This window comes from Streptomyces sp. NPDC107559 (genome assembly GCF_055657365.1).
This window is the reverse complement of sequence record NZ_JBVKBD010000003.1, coordinates 1-20,028: the sequence shown is the minus strand read 5'-3', so window position 1 is coordinate 20,028 and position 20,028 is coordinate 1. Positions and strand designations below refer to the sequence as shown.

18 protein-coding genes are annotated in these 20,028 nt (G+C 72.2%); 13 read left to right on the top strand and 5 right to left on the bottom strand.

Annotation, left to right across the window (positions count from 1 at the left end):
* Nucleotides 1-237: 237 nt before the first annotated feature.
* On the top strand, nucleotides 238-2,037 hold the full coding sequence (locus tag ACZ7OY_RS11570; RefSeq protein WP_471911234.1) for a BACON domain-containing protein: 1,800 nt from the start codon (nucleotides 238-240) through the stop codon (nucleotides 2,035-2,037).
* A 102-nt stretch (nucleotides 2,038-2,139) separates the two neighbouring features.
* Here the strand turns inward: ACZ7OY_RS11570 and ACZ7OY_RS11565 are convergent, their stop codons facing one another.
* A complete protein-coding gene (locus ACZ7OY_RS11565) occupies nucleotides 2,140-2,988 on the bottom strand; it encodes a DUF3109 family protein (protein WP_471911233.1) in 849 nt (282 codons plus the stop codon).
* 83 nt (nucleotides 2,989-3,071) lie between these two features.
* On the opposite strand from ACZ7OY_RS11565, the gene ACZ7OY_RS11560 reads away from it, so the two are divergent.
* The 4 genes from ACZ7OY_RS11560 (at nucleotide 3,072) to ilvD (ending at nucleotide 7,808) form a co-directional block, all read left to right on the top strand.
* Nucleotides 3,072-4,013, top strand: coding sequence for a Ppx/GppA family phosphatase (locus ACZ7OY_RS11560; RefSeq protein ID WP_471911232.1), 942 nt, complete (start codon nucleotides 3,072-3,074; stop codon nucleotides 4,011-4,013).
* Between the two features lie 358 nt (nucleotides 4,014-4,371).
* Nucleotides 4,372-5,196 (top strand): sugar phosphate isomerase/epimerase family protein, encoded by an 825-nt coding sequence (locus ACZ7OY_RS11555; RefSeq protein ID WP_351607921.1) that lies wholly within the window; start codon nucleotides 4,372-4,374, stop codon nucleotides 5,194-5,196.
* Nucleotides 5,193-5,798, top strand: a complete 606-nt coding sequence (locus tag ACZ7OY_RS11550) for a TetR/AcrR family transcriptional regulator (protein ID WP_351607918.1) — start codon at nucleotides 5,193-5,195, stop codon at nucleotides 5,796-5,798. Before ACZ7OY_RS11555 ends, ACZ7OY_RS11550 begins: the two co-directional genes overlap by 4 nt.
* A gap of 156 nt (nucleotides 5,799-5,954) precedes the next feature.
* Nucleotides 5,955-7,808, top strand: a complete 1,854-nt coding sequence (ilvD, locus tag ACZ7OY_RS11545) for a dihydroxy-acid dehydratase (protein ID WP_471911231.1) — start codon at nucleotides 5,955-5,957, stop codon at nucleotides 7,806-7,808.
* Nucleotides 7,809-7,869: 61 nt separating this feature from the next.
* Here ilvD and ACZ7OY_RS11540 read toward each other — a convergent pair whose 3' ends face one another.
* Complete coding sequence (locus ACZ7OY_RS11540) at nucleotides 7,870-9,954, bottom strand: protein kinase domain-containing protein (RefSeq protein WP_471911230.1); 2,085 nt, start codon at nucleotides 9,952-9,954, stop codon at nucleotides 7,870-7,872.
* A gap of 182 nt (nucleotides 9,955-10,136) precedes the next feature.
* Between ACZ7OY_RS11540 and ACZ7OY_RS11535 the strand changes: the two genes are divergently transcribed.
* The 4 genes from ACZ7OY_RS11535 to ACZ7OY_RS11520 all read left to right on the top strand — a co-directional run bounded on the left by ACZ7OY_RS11535 (nucleotide 10,137) and on the right by ACZ7OY_RS11520 (nucleotide 12,447).
* Nucleotides 10,137-10,448: an SH3 domain-containing protein gene (locus ACZ7OY_RS11535; protein ID WP_471911229.1), complete on the top strand. Its 312-nt coding sequence runs from the start codon at nucleotides 10,137-10,139 to the stop codon at nucleotides 10,446-10,448.
* A gap of 94 nt (nucleotides 10,449-10,542) precedes the next feature.
* Entirely contained in the window at nucleotides 10,543-10,821 is a 279-nt protein-coding gene (locus ACZ7OY_RS11530; RefSeq protein WP_471911228.1) for a peptidase, read from the top strand.
* A 74-nt stretch (nucleotides 10,822-10,895) separates the two neighbouring features.
* Complete coding sequence (locus tag ACZ7OY_RS11525; RefSeq protein WP_471911664.1) at nucleotides 10,896-11,381, top strand: EamA/RhaT family transporter; 486 nt, start codon at nucleotides 10,896-10,898, stop codon at nucleotides 11,379-11,381.
* 292 nt (nucleotides 11,382-11,673) lie between these two features.
* Nucleotides 11,674-12,447 carry a class I SAM-dependent methyltransferase gene (locus ACZ7OY_RS11520; RefSeq protein ID WP_471911227.1) on the top strand — a complete coding sequence of 258 codons (774 nt, stop codon included), beginning with the start codon at nucleotides 11,674-11,676 and terminating at the stop codon, nucleotides 12,445-12,447.
* On the opposite strand, the gene ACZ7OY_RS11515 is transcribed toward ACZ7OY_RS11520, so the two are convergent.
* Entirely contained in the window at nucleotides 12,414-13,850 is a 1,437-nt protein-coding gene (locus ACZ7OY_RS11515) for a SulP family inorganic anion transporter (protein ID WP_471911226.1), read from the bottom strand. The genes ACZ7OY_RS11520 and ACZ7OY_RS11515 overlap by 34 nt on opposite strands.
* 241 nt (nucleotides 13,851-14,091) lie before the next feature.
* Between ACZ7OY_RS11515 and ACZ7OY_RS11510 the strand changes: the two genes are divergently transcribed.
* The 3 genes from ACZ7OY_RS11510 (at nucleotide 14,092) to proC (ending at nucleotide 16,686) form a co-directional block, all read left to right on the top strand.
* Nucleotides 14,092-14,952 carry an ABC transporter ATP-binding protein gene (locus ACZ7OY_RS11510; protein ID WP_471911225.1) on the top strand — a complete coding sequence of 287 codons (861 nt, stop codon included), beginning with the start codon at nucleotides 14,092-14,094 and terminating at the stop codon, nucleotides 14,950-14,952.
* The gene (locus ACZ7OY_RS11505; protein ID WP_471911224.1) at nucleotides 14,949-15,719 is read left to right on the top strand and encodes an ABC transporter permease; all 771 of its coding nucleotides are present in this window, start codon (nucleotides 14,949-14,951) and stop codon (nucleotides 15,717-15,719) included. The genes ACZ7OY_RS11510 and ACZ7OY_RS11505 overlap by 4 nt, the downstream gene beginning before the upstream one ends.
* A gap of 157 nt (nucleotides 15,720-15,876) precedes the next feature.
* Complete coding sequence (gene proC / locus ACZ7OY_RS11500; protein ID WP_471911223.1) at nucleotides 15,877-16,686, top strand: pyrroline-5-carboxylate reductase; 810 nt, start codon at nucleotides 15,877-15,879, stop codon at nucleotides 16,684-16,686.
* An 82-nt stretch (nucleotides 16,687-16,768) separates the two neighbouring features.
* Here proC and ACZ7OY_RS11495 read toward each other — a convergent pair whose 3' ends face one another.
* Entirely contained in the window at nucleotides 16,769-17,353 is a 585-nt protein-coding gene (locus tag ACZ7OY_RS11495; protein WP_471911222.1) for a cysteine hydrolase family protein, read from the bottom strand.
* Between the two features lie 158 nt (nucleotides 17,354-17,511).
* On the opposite strand from ACZ7OY_RS11495, the gene ACZ7OY_RS11490 reads away from it, so the two are divergent.
* Nucleotides 17,512-18,492, top strand: coding sequence for a GlxA family transcriptional regulator (locus ACZ7OY_RS11490; RefSeq protein ID WP_471911663.1), 981 nt, complete (start codon nucleotides 17,512-17,514; stop codon nucleotides 18,490-18,492).
* On the opposite strand, the gene trpS is transcribed toward ACZ7OY_RS11490, so the two are convergent.
* On the bottom strand, nucleotides 18,432-19,457 hold the full coding sequence (gene trpS / locus ACZ7OY_RS11485; RefSeq protein WP_471911221.1) for a tryptophan--tRNA ligase: 1,026 nt from the start codon (nucleotides 19,455-19,457) through the stop codon (nucleotides 18,432-18,434). The genes ACZ7OY_RS11490 and trpS overlap by 61 nt on opposite strands.
* Nucleotides 19,458-20,028 lie beyond the last annotated feature (571 nt).

Here is a 20,028-nt window from a genome sequence, read left to right as displayed (position 1 = left end):
GCGTGCCCGGAGCGCCCGTCCGCGTGCCTGCCGTGCCGGTCCGTGCGCCTGTCGTGCCGGTCCGCGTGCCCGCCGCGCACCCCGTTCCGGGCCCGCCGTGAACCGGCCACGCCCGGTCGTGAACGAGCCACGGAGCGGAACCCTCCTGTCCCCTTATGAGGGATCGTTTCACCCGTCCGGATTAAAAGTGCTCAAGGCGCCGGAAGGTACCTGCTCGCGCCGCCTACGGTCGCACAGGTGATGAGCAGCAGTCCGGACACCTCGCCCCGCACCACCGGCGCACACCGGGCGCGCGGTCATGCCGCGGCGCGCAGACAGCACCCGCGGCCGCCCGCGTGCTACGAGCCCTACCTGGACGGCCTGTTCACGTACTGCCTGTCGGTGCTCTGCGACCACGACACGGCGACCGCCGCCCTGGGCGACGTCCTGGCACTCGTCGAGCGGCGCGGGCAGCGCGTTCCGGAGGCCACCGGGGAGCTCAGGGCCTGGCTGTACGCACTGGCCCGCTGGGCCTGCCTGCGCAAGCTGACCGAGGCCAGGCAGCGGCGCCAGAGCGTGTACGCGGCGGGCCGGTCCGGCACCCGGCGGCACACCCCCCAGCCGGCCGCACAGCCCGCACCACAGCCCCCGCAGTCCGCCGGGCACCCCGCACCGCAGTCCGGGCGGCCCGCGCGGTCCGCCGGGCGGTCCGTGGGGCAGCCCGCTCCCTCGACCGCCGGGTCGCCCGTGTCCGAGGAGGTCCAGGAGCTGCGCAGGCGGGAGCTCGCCCGGCTGGCCTGGCCGGAGGCCGCGGGCACCAGCCCCGAGCAGCGCGAGGCGCTCGAACTCGCCGTACGCCACCACCTCGCCGCCCACGAGGTGGCCGCCGTCGTCGGCCTGGATCCCGCGGTCGCCCGCGAACTGCTCGCCTCCGCCGCCTGCGAGGTCGAGCGCACCCGCGCAGCCCTCGCCGTCGTCGAGACCGGCGGCTGCCCCGGCGTCGCCCATCTCACCGGCGATCACCAGCTGGTCCTCAGCGCGATCCTGCGCCGCGAACTGGTCCGGCACGTCGACGACTGCCCGCGCTGCCGCCGCGCCGCCGAGCGCGCCGTGCCCGGCCGCTGGCCCGGGGCCATGTTCACCCCCGCCGAACTGCCCGTCCTGGAGGCGCCCCGCGCGGCACTGCACGCGGCGATGGCGCACGCTCCCCGCGCGCGGAGTGCGTCGCCGCGCTTCGACCGGCGCGGCTTCCCGATGGACCCCAAGGACCACGCGGCCCGCCGGGACCGGCTGCGCGCGCGTGCGGTCACCACGACCGTCGTCGCCACCGTGGTCGCGGCTCCCGTGCTCGCGCTGTGGGCCGCCTACCGGGGCACCGAGACCGGGGAGGGCCCCGACGGGCGCTCCACGAGCACGAGCGAGGCGCAGGGCCCCGGGAGCCTCGACGGCGAGGAGGCGGGCGGCTACGAGAACGCGGGCAACGCCAGTACCAGGGCCGGCACCCGCGCGGCCGGGAAACCGGACGTCTCCGTGGCGGTGGTCAGTGTCGCGGGGGTCGGCCGCAAGAGCGCGGGCCACCTCGACGTGACGGCGGGCAGCAGCGGTGACACCACGCTGATCACCCTCACCGCGACCGGCGACTCCCCGGTCCGCTGGTCGGCCACGACGGGCGCGGCCTGGCTCTACCTCAGCCGGTCGTCGGGAACGCTGGCGCCCGGCGCGTCGCTGACGATCAAGGTGCACGTCGACCAGCTGCGCGAGCCGTCCGGGCACTGGAGCGCCCGGGTGGCGATCGCCCCGGCCGGAACGGTCGTCTCGATCGACGGATACGGCACCGCCCCCGCGCCCTCCACACCGAGCAGCCCCGGCAGACCACCGTCCACGACCCCGACCGGCACGGCCTCGGCCTCCGCCTCTCCGACGCCGTCCGCTCCACCGACACCCGCCGACCCGGATCCCACCCCCACCGAGACGGCCTCGTCCGACCCGGAAAGCCCGTCACCGCCGCCGGACAGCGACGACGATGACGACGACGACCCGAGCCCGGCCACCTCGTAGACCCGGCGGGCGCGGCACACATGCGACGACCGGCCCACCGGATACGCCGGACGCGAGGGGACCTGTACCCGTACCGCTACCGGGACCGGTACAGGTGCCCGCTCAGTCGACCGGATCCGCCGGATGCGGTGCCAGCAGCGGGAGCTGCGAGGCCAGCCGCTCCTCGCACAGTTCGACCAGACGGTCGTAGCCGGCCTTGCCCATCAGTTCGATCAGCTCGGGCCGGTAGGAGACGTACACCGGGTCGCCCGCGCCGTGCGCCGAGGTCGCCGACGTGCACCACCAGTGCAGGTCGTGGCCCCCGGGCCCCCAGCCCCTGCGGTCGTACTCACCGATCGACACCTGGAGCACACGGGTGTCGTCCGGCCGGTCGATCCAGTCGTACGTACGCCGCACCGGCAGCTGCCAGCAGACGTCGGGCTTCGTCTCCAGCGGCTCGCGGCCCTCGCGCAGGGCGAGGATGTGCAGCGAGCAGCCCGCGCCCGCGGCGAAGCCGGGCCGGTTCTGGAAGATGCACGAGCCCTGGTAGGGGCGGGTCTGGCGGGAGCCCTCGTCGTCCTCGGAGACCCAGCCGGTCTCGGTGCCCACGGCGTGGTTCTGCCAGATCTCCGGGGTCAGCCGCGCCACGTGTCCGGCGACCCGCTTCTCGTCGTCCTCGTCGGAGAAGTGAGCGCCCAGCGTGCAGCACCCGTCGTCCGCGCGGCCCGCCTGGATGCCCTGGCAGCCGCTGCCGAAGATGCAGTTCCAGCGAGAGGTCAGCCATGTCAGATCGCACCGGAAGACCTGTTCGTCGTCTGCCGGATCAGGGAACTCCACCCACGCGCGCGCGAAGTCGAGTCCCTTCTCGTCGCTCACCGTCGGGGCCTGCTTCGACCGGGGCGCCTTCGGCTGCGAGGGACCCTTGGTGGATTTGGCCGACTTTCCGTCCTTCGCCTTTTTCGTCTTTGGCACCTGTCCAGGGTAAGTCGCCCCGGAGCGCTTCAGGGACCGCCGAGGGGGCTGAGCACGGCGTTCCTGGCAGTAGCGTTCCCTACATGAGACTCGGTGTCCTCGACGTGGGATCGAACACGGTGCATCTGCTGGTGGTGGACGCCCACCCCGGCGCCCACCCGCTTCCCGCGCACTCGCACAAGGCGGATCTGCGCCTGGCCCAACTCCTCGACGCGGACGGAGCGATCGGTCCCGAAGGGGTCGACAAACTGATCTCGGTCATCGACCGCGCGCTCCAGGCCGCCGAGGACAAGGGCGTCGAGGATCTGCTGCCGTTCGCGACCTCGGCCGTGCGCGAGGCCACCAACGCCGACGACGTCCTCGCGCGCGTGCAGGCCGAGACCGGTGTCCGGCTGCAGGTGCTCACCGGAGCGGAGGAGGCCCGGCTCACCTTCCTCGCCGCCCGCCGCTGGTACGGCTGGTCGGCCGGGAAGCTGCTGGTCCTGGACATCGGCGGGGGCTCCCTGGAGATCGCCTTCGGCATGGACGAGGAGCCGGACGCGGCCGTCTCGCTGCCCCTGGGCGCGGGCCGCCTCACCGCGGGCTGGCTGCCCGGGGACCAGCCGGGCCCCGAGGAGATCAGGGCGCTGCGTCGTCATGTGCGGGCGCAGATCGCCCGCACGGTGGGGGAGTTCAGCCGGCTCGGCGTCCCCGACCATGTCGTCGCCACCTCGAAGACCTTCAAGCAGCTGGCCCGGATAGCCGGCGCCGCAGGCTCCGACGAGGGCCTGTACGTGCAGCGCGAGCTCAAGCGGGAGTCCCTGGAGGCCTGGGTGCCCCGGCTGGCCGGGATGACGCCGGAGCAGCGCGCGGAGCTGCCGGGTGTCTCCGCGGGCCGCGCGGGCCAGCTGCTGGCGGGCGCGCTGGTCGCCGAGGGCGCGATGGACCTGTTCGGCATCGAGGCGCTGGAGATCTGCCCCTGGGCGCTGCGCGAGGGTGTGATCCTGCGCAGGCTGGACCACATGGACGCGGAGCCGAGGCCCTGACGTCCGGCCCGCGTGTGCGACGCGTCACACACGCGGGCGGGCCTGAACCGGGGGCACGCGTCACGCACCCGGGCGGGCACGGGAGGCCGCGCCGGAACCGGAGCCGGAACCGGACCGGAACCGGGCGGGAGACGGTGCCCGAGCCGGAACCGGGCGGCAATCGGAGCGGGAACCGGGCGGCAGACGGTGCCGGAACCGGGCCGGAACCGGGGCGGGAGCCGCTGCCGGAGCCGCTGCCGAAGCAGGTGCGGGAGCCGGTGCCGGAGACCACGGCGGGAGGCCGGCAGGGGCCGGTCGCCGCACCCGCCCGACGTCCCGCGCCCTCCGGCGTGATCCGACGCCCCGTACGCTGTCCTTCGTGGCAGAACCAGTCGTGCGCATCCCGGATGCGAAGGTCGCCCTGTCGACGGCTTCCGTTTATCCGGAGTCGACGGCTACGGCCTTCGAGATCGCCGCGCGCCTCGGCTACGACGGTGTCGAGGTCATGGTCTGGAACGATCCGGTCAGCCAGGACATCGAGGCACTGCGTCGGCTCAGCGACCACCACCGGATCCCGATCCTCGCCGTGCACGCCCCCTGCCTGCTCATCACCCAGCGGGTGTGGTCCACCGACCCCTGGGTCAAGCTCCAGCGCGCCCGCGCGGCCGCCGAGAAGCTCGGCGCGAGCACCGTCGTCGTACACCCGCCGTTCCGCTGGCAGCGGCAGTACGCGCGCGACTTCGTCGGCGGGATCTGGCGGATGGCGAACGAGACGGATGTGCGGTTCGCCGTCGAGAACATGTACCCCTGGCGCTATCGCGACCGCGAGATGCCGGCGTACGCCCCCGACTGGGACGTCACGAAGGACGACTACCGTCACTTCACGCTCGACCTCAGCCACACCGCCACCGCCCGGACCGACGCGGTCCAGATGATCGACCGGATGGGCGACCGCCTCGGCCATGTCCACCTGGCCGACGGCAGCGGCTCGGGCAAGGACGAGCACCTGGTGCCCGGACGCGGCGGCCAGCCCTGCGCCGAGCTGCTGGAGCACCTCGCCCGGACCGGCTTCGACGGGCACGTCGTGATCGAGGTGAACACCCGTCGGGCCATGTCCAGCGCCGAGCGGGAGGCCGATCTGGCGGAGGCGCTGGCCTTCACCCGCCTGCATCTGGCGTCGGCGGCGAAGGCGCACCGGCCGTGACCGGCCCGATCGCCCGCAAGCGCGGCCGGCCCCCGCGCGCGGAGTCCGCGGACACCCGCGAGCGCATCCTGGGTGCCGCCCGCGAGGAGTTCTCCGAGCGCGGCTACGAGAAGACGTCCGTACGCGGCATCGCCAAGGCGGCGGGCGTGGACCCGGCCCTGGTGCACCACTACTTCGGCACCAAGGAGCAGGTCTTCGAGGCCGCGATCGAGGTCGCCGCCGGGCCCGTGCTGAACGGCCCGACGGCACTGGCCGACGGCCCGCCGGACGAGGTCGGCGAACGCCTGACCCGCTTCATGTTCGGCGTCTGGGAGAACCCCGCCACCCGTACGCCCCTGCTGGCGATCGTCCGTTCCGCCGTCAACAACGACACCGCGGCCGCCGTCTTCCGCCGCCTGGTCGTCTCCCAGCTGCTGGGCCGTATCGCCGCACGGCTCGACCTGCCGGACGCGGAACTGCGCGTCGAGCTCGCGGCCGCCCAGCTCGTGGGCTGCGCGATGCTGCGCTATGTGATCAAGGTGGAGCCGCTGGCGTCGGCGGACCTGGAGCAGGTCGTCGCGCGGGTGGCACCGGCGGTGCAGGCCCACCTCACGGGACCGTGACGCCGTACGGCGCGTCTCGTCCGCCCGTACACGCCGTACGGGTCAGTGAGACATGTGTCCCGTATTCCGGACACACCGTCCCGACCCCTGGATGACCGGCGTACGCTCGTCAGCAGTCAGAAGTCTCTGATCGCAGTCTCTGAAGGAGCGAGCGCGATGCCCGAGCTGAGGTCCCGCACAGTCACCCACGGCCGCAACATGGCGGGCGCCCGCGCCCTTATGCGCGCCTCCGGTGTACCCGGTGCGGACATCGGCCGCAAGCCGATCATCGCCGTCGCCAACAGCTTCACCGAGTTCGTCCCCGGCCACACCCACCTCCAGCCGGTCGGCCGGATCGTCAGCGAGGCCATCCGCGAGGCCGGCGGCATCGCCCGCGAGTTCAACACGATCGCGGTCGACGACGGCATCGCGATGGGCCACGGCGGAATGCTCTACTCCCTGCCCTCCCGCGACCTGATCGCGGACAGCGTGGAGTACATGGTCGAGGCGCACTGCGCCGACGCCCTGATCTGCATCTCCAACTGCGACAAGATCACGCCCGGCATGCTGATGGCTGCCCTGCGCCTGAACATCCCCACGGTCTTCGTCTCCGGCGGCCCGATGGAGTCCGGCCGCGCCACCCTCGTCGACGGCACGGTCCGCACGCTCGACCTGGTCGACGCGATCTCCGACGCCGTGAACGACAAGATCTCGGACGAGGACATCCTCCGTATCGAGGAGAACGCCTGTCCGACCTGCGGCAGCTGTTCCGGCATGTTCACCGCCAACTCGATGAACTGCCTCACCGAGGCCATCGGCCTCTCCCTTCCCGGCAACGGCTCGGTCCTGGCCACCCACACGGCCCGCAGGGCGCTCTACGAGAACGCGGCCCGCACGGTCATGGACATCACCCGCCGCTACTACGAGCAGGACGACGAGACCGTCCTGCCCCGTGCCGTCGCGAGCTTCGCCGCCTTCCAGAACGCCATGGCGCTCGACATCGCGATGGGCGGCTCGACCAACACGATCCTGCACCTGCTGGCCGCGGCCCAGGAGGCGGGCGTCCCGTTCGGCCTGGAGGAGATCAACGAGGTCTCGCGCCGCGTCCCGTGCCTGGCGAAGGTCGCCCCGAACGTCGCCAAGGACCGCACGTACTACATGGAGGACGTGCACCGCGCCGGCGGCATCCCCGCCCTCCTCGGCGAGCTGCACCGCGCCGGTCTGCTCAACGAGGACGTGTACTCGGTGCACAGCCCGTCCCTGGCCGACTGGCTGAAGACGTGGGACGTGCGCGGCGGCTCCCCGTCCGCCGAGGCGGTGGAACTGTGGCACGCGGCCCCCGGCTGTGTCCGTTCCGCCGAGGCCTTCTCCCAGTCGGAGCGCTGGGAGGCCCTCGACGTGGACGCCGAGAACGGCTGCATCCGCTCCGCCGAGCACGCGTACTCCAAGGACGGCGGTCTCGCGGTCCTCAAGGGCAACCTGGCGGTCGACGGCTGTGTGGTGAAGACGGCCGGCGTCGACGAGTCGATCTGGACCTTCGAGGGGCCCGCGGTGGTCTGCGAGTCCCAGGAGGAGGCCGTCGAGAAGATCCTCAACAAGCAGGTGACCGACGGGGACGTCGTCGTCATCCGCTACGAGGGTCCCAAGGGCGGCCCCGGTATGCAGGAGATGCTCTACCCGACCTCCTTCCTCAAGGGCCGCGGCCTGGGCAAGACCTGCGCCCTGATCACCGACGGCCGCTTCTCCGGCGGGACCTCCGGACTGTCCATCGGCCACGCCTCCCCGGAGGCCGCGTCCGGCGGCACGATCGCCCTCGTCGAGGACGGCGACCGGATCCGTATCGACATCCCGAATCGCACCATCGACCTGCTGGTCGACGACGCGGAGCTGGCCCGGCGCGAGCAGGCCCTCGGTGGCGTGTACGCGCCGAAGCAGCGGGAGCGGAAGGTGTCCGCGGCGCTGCGCGCCTACGCGGCGATGGCGACCAGCGCGGACAAGGGCGCCGTGCGCGACGTCAGCAAGCTGGGCTGACGTCCGCACAGGGTGGGTGAAGGGGCCGTCTCCCCGGAGGCGGCCCCTTCCACCTGTCCGGTCACCACTCCGCGGGATGCCGGGCGTCCACGGCGAAGACGGTGCCGTCGGGGGCGGCCGCGTAGACCCGGTGACCTTCGACGACCGGCTGGGGGAGGGCGGCGACGACGTGGTCGGAGTTCGCGGCCAGCCGCGGCCGGGTCTGCCCGAGCAGCCGGCCGGTGCGCGCGTCGACGGCGAGCAGACGTCCGTCGGGGGTGGTGACGTACACCTGACGGCCGTCGGAGGCCGGCTCCGAACCCCGGAACGCGCCCGTCTCCAGCCGCCACAGTTGTCGTCGCGCATTCATGTCGACGGTCACCAGCGATCCACCGGAGGCCATGAGGTGGACGAGGCTCCCGCGCACGGTGACGTGGGCCTGTTCGAGTGGGGTGGTGAGTGCGACCCGTTGCGCCGCGCCGGTGGCGGGGGTGTAGCGGACCACGGCCGTCGTGTACCCGTACACCGCGTCGAGGGAGAGCAGGAAGACGGATCCGTCAGCCGTGCCGACCACCTTCAGCGAGCCCTTGAGCCGTGCCTCCCACCGCACGTCGCCCGTGCCGGGGTCCACTGCGGTGACCCGCGTGGTCGTCTGGTCGTCGGACGGGGTCGCCGCGTACGCCAGGGGGTCACCGGCGAACGCGGAGAAGCCCGGCGCGCTCTGGCCCGGTATCCGGCGGTTCCACTTCGTGTCGCCCGAGGCGCTGTCCACGCCGGTGACCGTTCCGTCGGCACCGGTGACCAGGAGCATGTTTTCGGTTCGCGCCAGCCAGTCGTATGCGGGCAGGTCCCGCTGCCAGGAGGTCCGGCCCGAGGCGGGTTCGAGCGCCTTCAACCGCCCATCCTTGCCTGACGCGGGTTGTACGAGACCGCCCGCCAGCACCGGCGGTCCGCTTGTACGTGTTCCGGCCACGGACTGCCGCCACAGCCGGTGTCCGTCGGAGGGATCGAGCGCGAAGACCACGCCAGGCTGGGCGCAGAGCAACTTGCCCGCACCGTAGGAGCACTGGGGTGTGCCCGTCTCGGACACGGGTGCCGCCTGCCAGCCGTCGAACCTCGCGGACGCGGTGGGTGAGGTGGTGCTTGTCGGTGTTCCGCTCCCTCCGTCGAGGAGGTGGACCGAGACCAGTGCGCCGAGCACGGCGAGGCCGAGCGCTCCGGCGCCGAGAGCCGCCGTCGCGCCTCTGCGCCGGACGGAGCGCCGGGCCGGTTCTTCGGTGCGGGGTTCGCTCGTGCCGCCGGTCCGCTGGGCCGGGATGAAGGCCTGTGTGTCGTACGACGCCGCCACCGAACGCAGTTCCCGCATCAGCTCGTCCGGTGTGGGCCGGTCCTCGGGCTCCTTGGCGAGACAACGCAGCACCAGGGGTGCCAGGTCCTCCGGTACGCCGGTCAGGTCGGGCTCGTCGTGCACGACCTGGTAGGCGACGACGTACGGACTGTCGGAGTCGAACGGTCCGCGTCCCGTCGCCGCGTGCACCATCACGGATCCGAGCGCGAAGATGTCGGCGGCGGGCCCCACCTCCCGCGGCCGTCGGAACTGCTCGGGCGCCATGAACGGTGGCGTCCCGATCAACTTCCCTGTCTCGGTACGCAGTTCGCTGTCCGTTGGCCGGGAGATGCCGAAGTCGATGACCTTCGGCCCGTCCTCGGCGAGCAGTACGTTGCTCGGCTTCAGGTCCCGGTGCACCACGCCGACCCGATGGATGTCGCGCAGCGCCTCGGCCAGTCCGGCCATCAGCCGGCGCAACTGGGCAGGCTCCATAGGGCCGTTCCGCTTCACCTGGTCGGAGAGGGTCGGCCCGGGGATGAAGAGGGTCGCCATCCAGGGCCGTCCGGCCTCCGGGTCGGCGTCGACGACGGATGCGGTGAAGGCTCCGCTGACCCGTCGCGCGGCTGCCACCTCCTGCCGGAACCGCCCCCTGAACTCGGGGTCCTTGGCGAACTGGGCGTGTACGACCTTGACCGCGAGTTTCAGTCCAGAGGTGCTCCGGGCCAGGTGCACCACGCCCATGCCGCCGGAGCCCAGACAGGCCTCCAGCGGGTAGTGCCCGGCGTATTCGGGAAGTTCCGCTTCCGCGCCCGCTCCGATGTTCTGCTGCGGCGCCATGGAGCCACCCCCGTGCTGTTCTTCCGTGCGCGCGACGGACGGAGCCTAGTCGATGACCCGTTCGAGACAGAGGCGACTTGCTAGCCTTCATGTGCGAATCGTGTACGCGTGTTTCGTGGCGCGATTCGGGGGAATCAACGGGGCCCCATGGCAGTCATGGGGTGCAACGGGGGAGGAATTCCATGTCTGTCGAGCGTGTCGAAGAGGCAGAGGGCGCAGCCGAGGCGCAGGGCCTCAGCACGGTGCTGACGTACTACTCGATCGCACCGGGTGTCCGTCTGAACGTCCGCAGCGGTCCCGGCACCGGCTACACCATCGTCCGTGTCCTGGCCGAGGGGTCCAAGGTCCCGATCTTCTGCCAGACACCGGGCACCGCGGTCGCGGGTCCGTACGGCACGTCGAACATCTGGGACAGCATCGACGACGGCGAGTACGTCTCGGACACGTATGTGCACACGGGCAGCGACGGATACATCCGGCCGCGCTGCGCCTGAGACCGTCACCACCATCCAGGGGGAACCGATGACATCCCGTAGACGCCGATCCGTGCTTGCGGCGGGCACCGCCGCCGTAGCACTTCTCATGGCGATGAGCTCGTCAGCGACCGCCGCGGCGGCCCCGCTGCCCTACTACACGACGGCGGACGTCCGCCTCAACGTCCGCAGCGGCCCCGGTACGGGCTACAGCATCACGCGCACTCTGCCTGGGGCGTCCAAGGTCGTCATCTACTGCCAGACGCCGGGCACGACCGTCACGGGCACGTACGGCACGTCGAACATCTGGGACAACATCAGCAACGGCGAGTTCATCTCGGACGCCTACGTCAACACGGGCAGCGACGGCTACGTGGCTTCGCGCTGCGCCTGATCCCCCAAGAAGCCCGCGGACCGCCGAGCCATAATCAAGGAGTGACCGACAAGACCGACCCCCCGTCCGACCCCATGTCCAGCCCCGCGGGCTCCGAGGGCGGCGGGCCCCGCCCCGAGCCCCTCCGCTTCTTCGGCACGAGCTGGGTGAACCACGACGACGGCTACCGGCCGCGGCGCATCGGCGTGGCCGTCGGCTCGCTCGTCGCGGCCGCCGTCGCCTGTCTGGTCCTGCGCTTCGCCTACCAGGGACTTCAGATCGCCGACGTCGGCAGCTTCGTCACGGTGCTGGTGGTCGTGATGTTCGCGATCTGCAGCGCGCTGGCCTTCGGCCACACCTGGGAGTCCTTCCGCAAGCGTCCCGACGCCGACCGGCAGGCCTCCCTCCGCGGCCTGCTGGCCATCGGCTTCGTCGGCTCGCTCCTCGCCTACTTCTTCCGCTCCTTCACCGAGGCTCCCGGCGAGGTGCTCCACCGCGAGGAGTACGAGGCGGCCCGGCAGGCGTACGAGAAGCGCTCGACCCGCCGCACCGGCAACCCGTCGAAGAAGCGCCGCCGCTGACCGATTCGGCCGCAAGCCCCGCCAGGCGCGCCCCGGTCCACCCCACCCCGCGCGTCCCGCGGGTCCCGCGGGACCCGAGCATCCTGGGCGTCCCGAGCATCCTGGGCGTCCCGAGCATCCTGGGCATCCCGCGCGTCCCGAGCATCCCGGGCGTCCCGCGCGTCCCGGGATCCGCGGGCGTCCCGGGATCCGCGGGAATCTCCTGCGCATCGGCCGGCTCACGCACCCCCGACGGTTCAAGCCGTCGGCTGAACCGCGTGTACTGCCCGGCCGCCGGCGCAAGCATCACGACATGACCACCTTCTCCTCCGCCGACCGGGCCCGGTCCTTCGACGCCGCCGCGGCCCGGTACGCGGCGAACCGCCCCGGCTACCCGCCCGCCCTCTTCGACGCGATCGAGGACCTCGCGGGCCGCCCGCTGCGTGGCGCCCGGGTCGCGGACATCGGCGCTGGCACCGGCATCGCGACCGCCCTGCTGCGCGCCCGCGGCGCCGAGGTGACCGCGGTGGAACCCGGGGACGGCATGGCGGCCCAGCTCCGCCGCACCCTCCCCGAGGTCCCCCTCGTGCGCGGGAACGGCAACGCGCTCCCCCTCGCCACCTCCTGCGTCGACCTGCTCACCTACGCCCAGGCCTGGCACTGGACCGATCCCGCGCGCTCGCTCCCCGAGGCCGCACGTGTGCTGCGGCCGGGCGGCGCGCTGGCCCTGTGGTGGAACACGGACCCGCACGACGTGCCGTGGATCACCGACCAGGCGCGGCGCATCGGGCGCCACTTCGGCAGCGAGTACGACAACAGGCAGGGCTCGCCCGGGTATCTGACACCGCACGTCTTCGAGGGCGTGCCGGCCGTCCCGGAGCACGCGCGGCGCACGGTCCGCTGGAGCCGCACGGTCCCGCTCGACACCCACCTCGCCAACCTCGGCAGCCACTCCCTCTTCCTCGTGCACGGCAAGTCGGCGGCCGACGCCTTCCTCGCCCGTGAGCGCGAACGCCTCCTGGAGATCTTCCCGGCCGGCCTGGTCGAGGAGGTCTACGACGTCCTGCTGATCGTCGCCGCTCCCTGACGCTCCTGCCGCGCGGCGGCCCAGCCCTCCAGAGCCGCCGCGCAGGCGTGGTCCAGGTGCCGCAGCCCGCCGAGTTCCAGCCGGATCTCCCGGTCCCGCGGCAGCGCCTCCAAGGCGTCCAGCAGCTTCGGCAGCCGCAGGAACGTCGCATGTCCCAGCACCCGGACCACGAGCCCCGCCGCCCCCACGTCCTCCGTCTCCACGTGCACATGGCTGGTCTCCCACGCCGTCTTGGCGACGGCCAGCGCGAGCCCGACCAGCACGCCCTCCAGCAGGTTCCCGACGACGATCGCGACCGCCGTCACCCCGAGCACCACCACCTCCCCGCGGTGCTCGCGCCACAGCCCCCGCACCTCGCGCACCGGCACGAGCTTGCACCCGGCGTGCACCAGCAGCCCGGCCAGCGCCGCCACCGGGATCACCCCGAGCGCCCCGGGCAGCACCGCGGTGAACAGCAGCAGCCACACCCCGTGCAGCACCCGGGAGGCCTTGGTCCGCGCCCCGGCCCGCACGTTCGCCGCGCTGCGCACGATCACCGCCGTCATCGGCAGCGCCCCCAGCAGCCCGCACAGGGTGTTGCCCGCGCCCTGCGCCATCAGCTCCCGGTCGTAGTCCGTACGCGGTCCCGTGTGCAGCCGGTCCACCGCCGCCGCGCTGAACAGCGACTCCGCGGAGGCGATCAGCGCGAAGGCCAGGACGGTCCCGAGCACCCCCACTTCCGTCAGCCGCCCGAACTCCGCCACCGGCGGCACCTGTACGACATCCAGCAGCCCTTGGACCTCGACCCGCCGCACCTCCAGGTCGAACACCCCGGTCACCGCCGCCGCCAGCCCCACCGCGACCAGCGGCGCGGGCACCAGCCGAGCCCCCCGCCGCCAACGCGGCCACAGCAGCAGTACGGCCATGGTGGCACCGCCCACCGACAACGCCACCGGGTCCATCCGGCCGGGCAGCGACACCAGTCCGGCGAGCTTTTCGAGCCCGCCGCCCGGAGCGGCCACGTCTCCGAGGGCGTAGACCTGCCCGGCGATCAGCACCAGTCCGATCCCGGCGAGCATCCCCTGGACGACGGCCACGGACACGGCCCGGAACCACCGCCCGAGCCGCAGCGCGCCAAGGGCGAGCTGCACCAGACCGGCCGCGCACACCAGGACCCCGAGTGCTTCGAGGCCGTACGTCCGTACGGCCTCGTACACGAGCACGGTCAGCCCCGCCGCCGGACCGCTCACCTGGAGGCTGCTGCCGGGCAGCGCCCCGGCGACCAGGCCGCCGACGATCCCGGTGACCAGGCCCAGTTCGGCCGGTACACCGGAGGCGACGGCGACGCCCACGCACAGCGGCAACGCGACGAGGAACACGACGAGTGAAGCGAACAGATCGGCCTTGCGTACGCCACAGCGCATGACAGCAGCACCTCCGGTCGACAGCGGGAGACGCGTGGGCGCCGCCGAGCCGGGGGAGGGCTCGGCGAACTGAATTCCATTGTCGGAAACGGGCGCCCGCCATGGGGCCCGTCGATGTGTGCGGCCGGTGAACGCGGAGGCGCAGGAACCGGACGCCCCGCCTCCAATCCCACCGCCGCGCGCCTGCGCCGCCCCGCGCACCCACTTGACGGCGCGCCCGCTCGCGAGAATTATTCATCGCATGATGAATTACTTGCCCGACCCCGGGGGAACCAGCCTCGGTACCAACACCGGTACCGACACGAGTACCGACACCGGGACTGCCACCGCCGCCCCCGCCCCGCCCGCGATCCGCGCCGAAGCCCTCACCGTCCTGCGCGGCTCCAGGTCCGTCCTGCGCGGCCTCGACTTCACCGTCCCGCGCGGCCAGATCACCGGTCTGCTCGGCCCCTCCGGATGCGGCAAGTCGACGCTCATGCGCGCGATCGTCGGCACCCAGGCCAAGGTCACCGGCACCCTGGAGGTCCTGGGCCGCCCCGCGGGCCACCCCGCCCTGCGCACCCGCATCGGCTACGTCACCCAGGCCGCCTCCGTCTTCGACGACCTGACGGTCCGGCAGAACCTCGACTACTTCGCCGCGATCCTCGACCCGGGCCGCGCCGCCACCGACCGCCGCCGTGCCGACGTCACCCGGGCCATCGCCGACGTCGACCTCGCGAGCCACGCCGACGCCCTGGCCGGCAACCTCTCCGGTGGCCAGCGCAACCGCGTCTCCCTCGCGGTCGCCCTCCTCGGTGCCCCCGAACTCCTGGTCCTGGACGAGCCGACGGTCGGCCTCGACCCGGTCCTGCGCCGGGACCTGTGGAACCTCTTCCACCACATCGCCGCGTCCCGCGGCGCCACCCTCCTCGTCTCCTCCCACGTCATGGACGAGGCCGAGCGCTGCCACCGGCTGCTGCTCATGCGCGAGGGCGAGATCCTCGCCGACGACAGCCCCGACGCCCTGCGCACCCGCACCGGCTCCGAAACGGTCGAGGCGGCCTTCCTGCACCTGGTGGACGAGGCCGTCGCGGCCGGCCACACGAAGGAGACAGCCCGATGAGCACGACCTCACCCGCCCCCGCGGCCGCCCTGAATCTCTCCCGCACCACGGCCACCGCGGCCCGTGTGCTGCGCCAGCTCCGCCACGACCCGCGCACCATCGCGCTGCTGATCCTCGTCCCCTGCCTGATGCTGGTCCTGCTGCGCTACGTCTTCGACGGCAGCCCGCACACCTTCGACAACATCGGCGCGTCCCTGCTCGGGATCTTTCCGCTGATCACGATGTTCCTGGTCACGTCCATCGCCACGCTGCGCGAACGCACCTCGGGCACCCTCGAACGACTCCTCGCCATGCCCCTCGGCAAGGGCGACCTGATCGCGGGTTACGCCCTCGCCTTCGGCGGCCTCGCGATCGTCCAGTCCGCCCTGGCCACGGGTCTCGCCGTCTGGCTCCTGGGCCTGGACGTCACCGGCTCCCCCTGGCTGCTGCTCCTGGTGGCCCTGCTGGACGCGCTCCTGGGCACCGCCCTCGGCCTGTTCGTCTCGGCATTCGCCGCCTCGGAGTTCCAGGCGGTCCAGTTCATGCCCGCGGTGATCTTCCCGCAGCTCCTGCTGTGCGGCCTGTTCACCCCGCGCGACCAGATGCACCCGGTCCTGGAGGCCATCTCCGACGTCCTGCCCATGTCGTACGCGGTCGACGGCATGAACGAGGTGCTCAAGCACACCGACATGACGGCCACCTTCGTACGGGACGTACTGATCGTGGCCGGCTGCGCCCTGCTGGTCCTCGGCCTGGGGGCGGCCACCCTGCGCCGCCGTACCGCCTGACCCCGCAAACGCCCCACCGCAGACGCGCGCCCCGGCGCACGCTCCCGGCCCCCCGCCCTCCGACACCCGCGTCCGCCCACCGGACACCCACCCGCACCCGGCGCCCCTGGTGCGAGGATGAGCCGGGACGACGCACCCCTCGGAGGGCACCTCAGCCATGATCCAGAAAGTCGCGGTCCTCGGCACCGGCAAGATCGGCGAAGCTCTGCTCAGCGGAATGATCCGCGGCGGCTGGGCCCCGTCCGACCTCCTGGTCACCGCCCGCCGCCCGGAACGAGCCGAAGAACTCCGCACCCGCTACGGAGTCGTCCCGGTCAGCAACGCGGAGGCCGCCAAGACCGCCGACACCCTGATCCTGACCGTCAAACCGCAGGACATGGGCACCCTCCTCGACGAACTCGCCCCGCACGTCCCCGCCGACCGCCTGGTCATCAGCGGAGCCGCCGGCATCACCACCGCCTTCGTCGAGGACCGCCTCACCGGCGGCACCCCCGTGGTCCGGGTCATGACGAACACGCCCGCCCTGGTCGACGAGGCGATGTCCGTCATCTCCGCCGGCGCCCACGCCACCGCCGACCACGTCAGCCACGCCGAAGCGATCTTCGGCGCGGTCGGCAAGACCCTGCGCGTCCCCGAGTCCCAGCAGGACGCCTGCACCGCCCTCTCCGGCTCGGGCCCGGCGTACTTCTTCTATCTGGTCGAGGCGATGACCGACGCCGGGATCCTCCTCGGCCTGCCCCGCGACAAGGCCCACGACCTGATCGTCCAGTCCGCGATCGGTGCCGCGACCATGCTCCGCGACAGCGGTGAGCACCCGGTCAAGCTCCGCGAGAACGTCACCTCGCCCGCCGGCACCACCATCAGCGCCATCCGCGAACTCGAGAACCACGGCGTACGGGCCGCCCTGATCGCCGCTCTCGAAGCCGCCCGCGACCGCAGCCGCGAACTGGCCTCCGGCAACAACTGACCCACGCCGCCGCCCGCACACCGCTGCCCGCCGCCCGCACGCCGGGCAGCAGGCGGCGGCACGGCACCCGCGCCTGCTCTGCTCACTCCACCGAGCCGACGATCTCCTCCGTGGTCACGACCCGGGCGAACCCGCCCCCGTGCAGCGACACCGCCGCCGCTTGCGCGAGCTCCTCCGCCTCGCGCCGCCAGCCGAACGGCCCTTCGAGGTCGAAGGTGTACGTCGCGTCGTAGGCGACCACCACCTCGTACCCGAGGTTCCCGCCCATCCGCGCCGTCGTCTCCACACACATGTTGGTCTGGATCCCGGCCACGACGATCTGCCCGATCCCCTCCGCCTTCAGCCAGGCGTCCAGACCGGGCGTGCCGAGGAACGCCGAGTTCACCGTCTTCGTGATCAGCAGTTCCGCCCCGGCACCCTTCCCGCGCCGCTGTGCCACGTACTCCTTGAAGTCGTTCCCCTCGTACTCCGCCCGCAGCGGCGAGCGCGGGTTCACCGAGTCGTGCCGTACGAAGACGACGGGCCGTCCGGTCGACTGCCAGGCGTCGAGCAGCGCCGCGATGTTGTCATCGGCCCCGGGGTTGTTGCGCGCCCCCCAGAACTCCAGCTCCTCGAAGCCCTGCTGCACGTCGACGACCACAAGTGCCGCGTTCTCTGCGATGTCCATGCCCACGATCCTGCCGCCGCGCGCCCCGCCGCCCCAGCAGAACAAAAGCCAGCGATCGATGGTTTACTGCCATCGTGGACACCGCGGACAGCTTGGCCAGCGCTGACACCGTCGGCAGCGTGGACAGCACCCCGCGCCCGGTCGGCCGCCCCTACCGCGTGGCCCTGGTCGCCTTTCCCGGCATCCGGGCCTTCGACGCCTCCGTCATCACCGAGGTCTGGGGCCAGGACCGCACCGACCGTGGCGCCCCGGCCTTCGACCTGCGCCGCGCCGCGTCCGACACCGCCACCGCCGTCCCGATGCGCGGCGGCCTCTCCCTCCTGCCCGACCGCACCCTCGGCTGGCTGGACCGCGCGGACCTGATCGTGATCCCCGGCCTCGACGACCACCTCACCCCCGCGCCCACCCCCGTCCTGGACGCCCTGCGCCGCGCCCACACCCGCGGCACCACCCTCGCCGCTCTGTGCGGCGGTGCCTTCACCCTCGCCCAGGCCGGACTGCTCGACGACCGCCGCGCCATCACCCACTGGAACCTGATCGACGAGTTCCGCGCCCACCACCCGCAGGTCACCGTCGTCCCCGACGCCCTCTTCATCGAGGACGACAACATCTGGACCGCGGCCGGTACCGCGGCGGGCATCGACCTCTGCCTCCATCTCGTCCGTATCGCCCACGGCGCGGAAGCGGCCGCCACCATCGCCCGCTCGATGGTCACGGCCCCCTTCCGCACCGGCACCCAGGCACAGTTCATCGAGCGCCCCACCCCGCACGCCGACCGCGACGCCGACACCCTCGCCGCCGTCCGCGAACACGCCCTGCGCCATCTCCACCAGCCGCTCACGGTCGCCGACCTGGCCGCCCGCGCCGGCATGTCGGCGCGGTCCTTCGCCCGCCACTTCGCCGCCGAGACCGGCACCACGCCGTTGCGCTGGCTTCTCGACCAGCGCATCGCCGCCGCCCAGAAGCTCCTCGAACGCACCGACCTGCCCATGCCCGAGGTGGCCCGCCGGGCCGGCTTCGGCAGCGAGGTCACGATGCGCCAGCACTTCGCCTCGCGCCTCGCCACCAGCCCGCGCGCCTACCGCGCCGCGTTCACCACCACCTCCGACACCGGCGGCAGCAGCCCGATCGAGCGATAGGCCGCATCGACGACCGGCCGGGCCATCGCCCGAGCCCGCTCCGCCCCGTCCCGCAGCACTCCCTCCACATAGGCGGGGTCCGCGCACAGGTCCTTGTGCCGGGCCTGAAGCGGCCGGAGCGTCTCGACCACGGCCTCCGCGGTGTCCTTCTTCAGAGCGCCGTACGAGTCGTAGGCCTCACCCAGCGCCCGGGGATCCCCCTCCGTGCAGGCGGCGAGGATCTCCAGCAGATTCGCCACCCCCGGCCGCTGCTCACGGTCGTACACGAGATCCCGGCCGCTGTCGGTCACCGCCCGCATGACCTTCTTCCGCACCGTGTCGGGTTCGTCGAGCAGATAGACGATGCCCGGCCCGACGTCCTCGCTCTTGCCCATCTTCGACGTGGGGTCCTGGAGGTTCATGACCCGCGCCGCCACCGTCGGGTGGGTCGCCCTGGGCACCACGAACGTCTGCCCGTACCGCTGGTTGAACCGCACCGCCAGATCCCGGGTCAGCTCGACGTGCTGCGCCTGGTCGTCACCGACCGGCACCTCGTCGGTCCCGTACGCCAGGATGTCCGCCGCCATCAGCACCGGATACGTCAGCAGCGACAGCCGCACACTCCCGCCGCGTTCCCGTTCCCGCGCGGCCTTCTCCCGGTACTGGATCATCCGCCGCATCTCGCCGTCGGTGGCGACGCATTCCAGTACGTACGACAGCCGCGCGTGCTCGTCCACATGGCTCTGCACGAATACGGTGCACAACTCGGGATCGAGTCCGGCCGCGAGCAACAGCGTCGCGGACTGACGGCTCAGCCGTCGTACCCGGCCGGGATCGTGCTCGACGGTCAGCGCGTGCAGATCGACGACGCAGAACAACGCGTCCGCCCGGTGCTGGTCGACCGCGACCCACTGCCGCATGGCCCCCAGGTAGTTCCCCAGCGTCAGATGCCCGGTCGGCTTGACCCCGCTGAAGACCCGCTTCATCTCGTCACCTCCTGATCGGGACCGCCGCCCCCGGCCGGCCGCCCCTCAGGAGGGAGAAACACCAACGGCCGCCGAGGCGGCGGCCGTTGAGTACATACGTGTGTACGGCCGCCGTCAGGCGGCCCACCACAGCTGGGTGCACGTACGTGTAGTCATGCCGCCCAGCGTACGGGCAGAGGGGCCCCTGGGGCAGCAAGTTGACACGCCGCACCGCGATCCGTAATGTTCTCCGAGTTGTCCGACGTGAGCGCCGACTCCGGTCGGTCCCCGGACAGCCATTCCGCAAGTACCAGTCACTACTCGACGCTCAGTCGGCATGTCTGCCCGGCTGCGTCGTTTCATTGGCGTGCGTATTTGCGAAATGAGGAATCCGCGTTCGAAAGAACACGACCCCCGATTAGCTCGGGAGCCGGGAATCCGCTAAAGTCTCACTCGTCGGAACGGCCCAACGGCCGGGAAGGCAAAGCCCGCTGACCGGGAGTCAGGCCCGAAAGAGTCTGATAGAGTCGGAACCGCCGGAAAGGGAAACGCGAGAGCGGGAACCTGGAAAGCACCGAGGAAATCGGATCGC